Origin of the sequence: uncultured Gimesia sp. (genome assembly GCF_937919775.1) — a bacterium.
Taxonomy (GTDB): domain Bacteria; phylum Planctomycetota; class Planctomycetia; order Planctomycetales; family Planctomycetaceae; genus Gimesia.
The window spans coordinates 1-7,341 of sequence record NZ_CALFPF010000343.1; the positions used below are offsets into that span (position 1 = coordinate 1).

Annotated in this window: 5 protein-coding genes; 3 read left to right on the forward strand and 2 right to left on the reverse strand. The window is 47.6% G+C overall.

Annotated features, from left to right (window positions below):
* Positions 1-2,191 (forward strand): tetratricopeptide repeat protein (locus Q0294_RS09500; RefSeq protein WP_299463912.1); only part of this gene is annotated, 2,191 nt, incomplete at its 5' end.
* Positions 2,192-2,280: 89 nt separating this feature from the next.
* A complete protein-coding gene (gene ribD, locus Q0294_RS09505; RefSeq protein ID WP_299463915.1) occupies positions 2,281-3,411 on the forward strand; it encodes a bifunctional diaminohydroxyphosphoribosylaminopyrimidine deaminase/5-amino-6-(5-phosphoribosylamino)uracil reductase RibD in 1,131 nt (376 codons plus the stop codon).
* A 35-nt stretch (positions 3,412-3,446) separates the two neighbouring features.
* On the opposite strand, the gene Q0294_RS09510 is transcribed toward ribD, so the two are convergent.
* Positions 3,447-3,941, reverse strand: coding sequence for a hypothetical protein (locus tag Q0294_RS09510; protein ID WP_299463918.1), 495 nt, complete (start codon positions 3,939-3,941; stop codon positions 3,447-3,449).
* A gap of 125 nt (positions 3,942-4,066) precedes the next feature.
* Entirely contained in the window at positions 4,067-5,470 is a 1,404-nt protein-coding gene (gene thrC / locus Q0294_RS09515; protein ID WP_299463923.1) for a threonine synthase, read from the reverse strand.
* 274 nt (positions 5,471-5,744) lie between these two features.
* Between thrC and Q0294_RS09520 the strand changes: the two genes are divergently transcribed.
* Complete coding sequence (locus Q0294_RS09520) at positions 5,745-6,935, forward strand: M24 family metallopeptidase (protein ID WP_299463921.1); 1,191 nt, start codon at positions 5,745-5,747, stop codon at positions 6,933-6,935.
* Positions 6,936-7,341: the final 406 nt, after the last annotated feature.

Consider the following 7,341-nt stretch of genomic DNA (forward strand, 5'->3'; position numbering starts at 1 on the left):
TTCGTACGATCCTTGCCCCTGCAATAGCGGAAAAAAATACAAATTTTGCTGCCATTCGGTCGGCGATGAAATCAGCAAAATTTCACACCTGCATGAAACCCACCAGACCGCGACTGCATTGCAACTGCTGGATCGACTCAAAAAGAATCATCCTGAACAACCTTTGAGTTATATTACAGAGGCTCAGATTTTAATGGCGGAAAGACGGTTTGATGACGCAATCAAACCGCTGGAACAATGCCTGGAATTCGACCCCGATCATCCAGCCGCCCATTCGTTGCTGGCTACCTCTACATTTCTCGCTCACGGCTATAAAAAATCGCAAAAAGCCATTTACACAGCTTTACAAAAATGTGCTGCGGTCGATATCAGCCTGGCAACGCCTTTGGCCATCAGTATTGCGATCGCACTTCAGATGCGCGGTTATTTTTTGGCAGCGCGTGAACATTTTGCACTGGCAATGCGAGTCGCCTCTCAGGAATATCAACAAAATCTGTTTATGAACCTTTTGGAATTTGACGGTGATGATCAAATTCCTTACCAGTTCCGCGGCGTGCACGTCTTGGAGCGATGCCCCATTGATAATGCCGAACATCAGACAATGTTTGAAAAAGCGCAACGACTTGCGAACCTGGGTTGTTATCGTTTGGCCGCCGGATTGTTCAAACAAATTGCGGAAGCGACAGAACAGGTCACTTTGTGGAAAAATGCCGCTTTTTGTTATGCCTGGGCCACAGATGAAATTCTATCAGCTGAATTGTTTCACAATGCTGCGAAATTAGAAAATGATTTTGCGGAAGCGGTTGAACTGGAAACGCTGGCTCAGCTACTCAATCTGAATAACACTAGCGAAGTAGTGAATTCGATTGAAAAAGTTTATGAAGTTGAATCCCTTTCCAGGTTCCTGACAATATTGGAACAGCATGACCAGATGATGCGCGGAAATGTACCACCAGAGCACGAACATGATCTGGATGAAAATACTCCCGTTGCCTATTTTCAAATTGTAAATACTCCCATTGATCTTGAGTCAAAAGGGGAAAATATCACTCTCGATAATGTTCCTGTTGTGATTGGCGATATCGATGTTTTTGATGCTGACAAGCAACTGGGACAACAGGCAATCGTCCGATTGCATGCTTATGAAGGTGATCAGCTCACATTAGCAGAAAAACTGTTTGACGAAGCCTTGGGTGAACAAGGGAAACAAGACTGTGGTTTAAAGCTTTTGGATCGAGAAAGCGCTGTCTCGAGTAATCCACTATCCCCCATTCCGTCAGAGCAATGGCCTCTCTTTTTCCGGTGGAATTTTCCACAGAAAATGCCGATTATCAAACGCAGAGAAATGGAAGCACAAAAATGGAAGCAGCTTCTTTCTGAATCCTGGACAAATACAAAACTAGCCGGGTTGGGTGGAAAAACTCCTCAGGAAGCCGCCAACGATGACGATCTGAAAGTCGCTTTAACAGCTGCTGCTTACGTGCTCGACGCCCAATCACTTGCATTAGGTCACTTTCTGAAATTCGACGAACTCGACCCGAAACTCAATATTTCGGAGCTTCCCGCTCTTCCAATTTCAGAATCGTCGCACTTCAACACCTGCTCTTCCATGGCTCAAAACAGAATTCCAGTTAAAGAGCTCAACGACCCACAGTTGATGTATATTTTCAACCGCGCTTTGCTCATCCGCCATCCTCGCTTTCTGTATGAAGTGTTAATCGAAATCCTGGATCGTGAAGAATGTAAAAAGGAAGTCGATCTGGATCGCGTTTATTCCACATTAACGGAAATTTGCCATAAACGTAATCAGCGGGAAGAAATGCTTACCTGGATCCGTAAAGGTCAGGAAAACGCGAGATCGCAATCGGCCAATGCATTTGAGAGCGAACTGCAATGGAAAATGCGCGAGCTTTCATTCCGATTGGAAGATACCACAGATCCAGGGCTTTCCGATTTCATGAAACAAATCTGGGACCAATATGGCAAAAAGACCCCGCAAATTAAAGAATATCTAAAAGCATTCGCTCAGGCATTCGAACTGGATGTGCCTTGGATGAGAGAATCTACTTTTTTGGATCCGGGAGGTATTCCGGGTAATACAACAAACGAAGGTATTTGGTCTCCGGGCGAAATCGCAACAGATGCTCCTTCCGATTCGGGGCAGAAACTCTGGTTACCAGGTCAATCGTAATCATATATGACTAAGCCCTGTTTTGAACTCACTCCTCTTAAAAGAGTGATCATGTCAGATCCTCGTCGTGCAGGAAAGCAGATCAGTCAGTGGATACCATCAGGCAGTTTTCCAGTCCCGAAGCGGTGATGCAACGTGCCCTTGAGCTGGCCCGTCTGGGGACAGGGTCTGTTGAACCGAATCCTGCAGTCGGCTCGGTGATTGTTGATGAGGACCTGCAACTGATCGGCGAGGGATACCATCAACAGTATGGCGGCCCCCACGCTGAGATCCAAGCCTTAACGATGGCGGGAAATCGAGCACGAGGAGCCACTGTTTATGTGACCCTGGAACCCTGCTGCCACCAGGGGAAAACGGGACCCTGCTCGCAAGCCTTAATTCAAGCCGGTGTCAAAAAAGTTGTGATTGCCATGCGAGATCCTGCGCCTCACGTTGACGGAGGTGGAATTGCTGAGCTGCAACAGGCGGGAATTGAAGTAGAAGTCGGACTGCTGGAATCTGCAGCACAAACACTGGTGCGGCCTTTTGTAAAACGCGTCACGCAAGGTCTTCCCTGGGTACACGCCAAGTGGGCAATGACGCTGGATGGAAAAATCGCCACAAAAACCGGGCATTCACAGTGGATTTCAAATGAACGTTCCCGCGAGATCGTACACCAGCTTCGCGGCCGCATGGACGCCATTATGGTCGGTCATCAGACGGCGGAAAAAGACAACCCGCTGCTAACGGTTCGACCAGCGGGAGCGAGAACGCCGGCTCGAATCATCGTTGATTCACAGGCGGTCCTCTCCTGCCAGTCAAAACTGGTTCAATCAATTAGCGATGCGCCTATCATAGTGATCGCACACGAATCGGCACCTCCCCAGAATATCAAACAACTTGAACAGGCCGGTGTTGAAGTTTTGCTGTTTCAGAGTTCACCGCAAACCGAGACCAGGCACCCTGATCTCAAGCAGTGCCTGCAGGAACTAAGTCGCAAAGAGATGACGAACATACTCATCGAAGGAGGCGGCAGCTTGCTCGGCACTTGTTTTGATGAACAGCTGATTGATGAAGTCCACGTCTTCATTGCACCGAAGATCGTAGGGGGCAAAACAGCGATCACTCCCATCGCAGGGCAGGGACTGGATCTGATTCCACAATTCCAGAATATGGCTGAGTACCAGATCCAAATTCTGGATTCGGACATTTATGTACAAGGCGTGCTTGAATATCAGTGATCGATTGACGCTACTCGCAATTTCGACCAACCGCTTTAATGTAATGAACGCGAAAGCGTATTAAGCAATGTTCGCAATTCGGGACGTTGTCTGATCACACCAACCAGCGCATATTTACTCAAGTTACTTCCATACATCTGCCGGTTGAGTGTCGGACGCACTTCCTGTTTGAAATAACGATCCTGGCGGAGACGAATCGCCGCATAGCTGGCAGCTATTGCTACCAGACCAAGACCAAGATCCAGATACCAGCCACCCCATCCCAGTTCAAGACTTTCATGCATCAATACACAAACCCAGAACCAGACAAGCGTCGCGATCCAGACAGGGCGGGCAACTAATGAATTCAGTCTCTCATTGGCATGAACCAGGTGACCATAGAATTCCGGGCTCGCCATCTCATCAAGTGAACGATCTTTCTGAAAATTTTCACAGACCAATTCACCTTGACTGCGCGAAACAAGAACCGACTCTCCTTCGTCAGGGAGAAAATCAGCTAAATATTCCAATTCTTCAAAGGGTGTACTCATTCCGTGTCCCTTACCTCAATCCATACCGCTGACAATATCTATACAAAGTTATTTCTGAGCCTGAAACACAGCGACGTATTGAGCATTAGTGATTTACAACAGCAAAAACAATACCATCAGCATGATCAAAAAGATCGAATCACTTCTATTATTTTATCTAAATCGTTCTCGACGACAATAGGTCCGTTCGAAAAAGGAGCTTCGTTGACTCCGTGGCTTATCAGCTTTTCATCCATATGTTCATTAGTTGCAGAATGGTAGGCAACTGTTGCATTGGGGTCTTTTAGCTGGTGCCCGGTTAGAATACAAACGACGCGATCACTGGAGGCAATTACTCCTTCGCTTTTAAGTAATTTGGCCCCGGCAACACTGGCTGCACTGGCTGGCTCACAACCAAATCCTCCCGCCCCAATCTGTGCTTTTGCATCAAGAATCTCCTGATCGCTGACTTCTCTTACAACACCATCACATACATCAAGCGCTCTCAATGATTTGGAAAAATTAACCGGTCGGTTGATTTCAATCGCACTGGCCAGGGTTGAGGCTCGTCGATTTTCTTTATCCATTTGAGAAAAGAAATCGATAGAAGCAGGACGATCATAGTGACCACCATTCCAACGCAGACCATGCTCTTCGTAAAGCTGATAAAGCGTGTTGGCTCCCTGCGCATTGATAATCGCCAGACGGGGAATCCGCTCAATGAGCCCGAGCGCTTTTAGTTCCATGAATGCTTTCCCGAACGCGCTGGAATTCCCCAGATTTCCGCCTGGAACCACAATCCAATCCGGAACTTCCCAGTTCAGACTTTCCAGGACGCGGAACATGATCGATTTCTGGCCTTCCAGCCGAAATGGATTCACACTGTTGCACAGGTAAATCCCTTCCTGTTGACAGACTTCACGAACGCGCGCCAGAGCGTCATCAAAGTCCCCCTGAATCTGAATCGTTTTTGCGCCGTAGTCGAGTGCCTGCGATAATTTTCCAAACGCAATTTTTCCACTGCCCACAAACACAACCACTTTAAATTTTTGCGCCACACTGGAATAGATTGCCAGCGACGCACTGGTATTGCCTGTGGAGGCACACGCAGCAACTTTGGCTCCCACCATGACCGCATGCGTGGATGCAGCCGTCATACCATTATCTTTAAAGCTGCCGGAGGGGTTCAGTCCCTCATACTGCAGATAGAGGCTATCATCCTTCAAGCCGGCATACCGTGCGACGGACGGTGATGCTTTCAGCATCGTTTGCCCCTCGCCGATCGTAATGATCTGATTGTCCCGGGCGAAAGGTAACAATTCACGAAATCGCCAGACCCCGCTGAAATCAATTGGGCAGTTCCGGTTACTCCAGCGTTTTTCAAATTCGCGTAACGACTGAGGAACCGGAACCTGATCCCACTGATAGGAAACATCCAGCAGTTCGCCACATTTCGGGCAACTCGTTAGAACTTCATCTAACGAATAGGTTGCCTCACAAGCGGGTGAAATGCATTTCTGGAAAGCTATTTCAGTCGATACAGTAGAAATCGTCGTTTCTCCTCAGTTTCAGGTAAAATCTGTTGATTTTGCTTCAGGATTCAAGATCTATAATAACAAGTGTTTATTGTCCAGACAGGATCAAGTATTCGCAACTGAAAGTTCATTGAATCAGTGCGTTTTTCCTGGAAGGACACGCGATTTGCAAGATTGTTCTGTCCCGCGCTTCTTGTATTTACAATTCTAACGCCTTACATTGATATGATTAACAGCGATTTCTCCTGATCCGTTCATCAAATTCCTTCATATTTCAGGCATTCTTCATATGTTCGAACTCTCAAATATACAAACGGCGTTGGAACAATTCTCGCTGGATGGCTGGTTGTTCTATGATTTTCGAGGGAATAATGTACTGACCAGGAGAATCCTCGATATCCCGCAAGAAGCGATGGGGTCACGGCGATTTTTCTATTTTGTTCCCCAGTCAGGACAGCCTGTAAAACTGGTCCACCGAATTGAATCAGAGGCTCTCGACCATCTGCCCGGAGAGAAAATCGTCTATCTGAAATGGCAGGAACTGGAGGCCGGTATTGCATCAATTCTCCGTGCAGCAAAGAGGATCGCGATGGAATATTCTCCGCGGAATTCCAACCCTTATATTTCTCGCGTTGATGCCGGTACTGTGGAACTGGTTCGTGAGTCGGTTGAGTCTATTGTCTCCTCAGGAGATTTGGTCCAGCTCTTTGAAGCGGTCTGGGATGCAGAACAATGGGAATTACATCAGAAAGCCGGTATCGAAACTGACAAAGCTTTTGAGATCGCCTGGTCATTTATCGCTGCTCAGATTAGAGAGCAGGGGAGTATTGAAGAAACAGCGGTTTCCGATGTGATTATGCAGCACTTCAAACAGTCTGGATTGACAACCTATCATCCTCCGATTGTTGCAAGGGAAACGCATAGCGGCGATCCTCATTACGAAACTGGGACCGGCTCCGATACCGCAATTCGAGAGGGGGACTTCGTACTGGTTGATTTGTGGGCCAAACTGGATGTCCCCCGCGCTGTTTACAGTGATATGACGCGCGTCGGTTTTGTGGGTCAACACGTTCCCGAGAGCTATTCCAGGATTTTTCAAATAGTTGCTGAAGCTCGGGACGCGGGAATCTCGCTGGTGGAACAAGCATTCCAGTCAGGCACATCCATTCAAGGCTGGGAAGTGGACCAGGCTTGCAGGGATGTTATCGAGCAAGCCGGTTATGGATCATATTTTGTCCATCGGACCGGCCACAGTATTGGGCAGGAAACACACGGCAACGGCGCCAATATGGACAATCTTGAAACGCACGAGGAACGGCTCGTCCTACCACGAACCTGTTTCTCGATTGAGCCGGGAATTTATCTGCCTGAATTTGGAGTGCGAAGCGAAGTGAATGTGTTTGTGGATGAACATAAAAAAGTCCATGTCACTGCCGGGAAACGCCAGACAGAGATTCTGCCGATATTGAGAGAATATTAGCCAGGCGCCCCCCAACCAACGGAACTATTCCTGATCGATTCGAAGCATTTCGTCTAAAATGACAGGGTGCCAGAGATTGTCGCGCTGCGATTCCTCAATGTAGTTCCTTCTAGCCCAGGTGCGCAGCCTCATCTCCTCAATAGCATCGACTGAAAGTCTGTTTGCTTCTTGTGCCGAAAAAGGAACTGTAGCTGAAATACCCAACGGTCTTCTCCTCACTAAAACTTCTTGAGAATATAATTCGGCGAACCAGCTTCCTGCAGCCGCGCGACCCTATTTGTTAAAGAACAAGCCTGCAATCTCTCTTGAAAAAAGGATCTCGCAAATCGAAACCCATAAGCAAGTGAGAGAGTTTTTTCAGGTTTCCGGCGATGATTACTCCTGAAACGAATCACCGAATTAGACA

What these genes read in the sequence shown, in the direction of transcription:
- Q0294_RS09510 (WP_299463918.1), bottom strand. Translation starts at nt 3,941, where the DNA reads ATGAGTACACCCTTTGAAGAATTGGAATATTTAGCTGATTTTCTCCCT.
- Q0294_RS09520 (WP_299463921.1), top strand. Translation starts at nt 5,745, where the DNA reads ATGTTCGAACTCTCAAATATACAAACGGCGTTGGAACAATTCTCGCTG.